We start from the raw sequence: 223 nt of genomic DNA on the forward strand, positions 1-223 counted from the left end.
ACACCGCGCTGACATCGCTGTCGACCTCGGCGTCGACTGGGATCAGTTCGCTGTCCACGAGCGTTGCCAACGCTGTGCAGTACGACGACAGCACGCACACCAAGGTGACGCTGGGTGGTGTTGGCGCCAGCGCGCCGGTGACACTGACGAACGTGGCAGCGGGCGCGGTGAACGCGACGAGTACGGATGCGATCAACGGCAGCCAGCTGTCTTCGCTGTCGAC

1 protein-coding gene is annotated in these 223 nt (G+C 65.0%); it reads left to right on the top strand.

All coding sequences use genetic code 11. The features are described from left to right. Window positions 1-223, top strand: a 223-nt coding sequence (locus JHD73_RS29000) for a hypothetical protein (protein ID WP_199033466.1), incomplete at both ends; no start/stop codon positions are given.

Source organism: Ralstonia sp. ASV6 (genome assembly GCF_016429285.1).
Classification (GTDB): domain Bacteria; phylum Pseudomonadota; class Gammaproteobacteria; order Burkholderiales; family Burkholderiaceae; genus Ralstonia; species Ralstonia flaminis.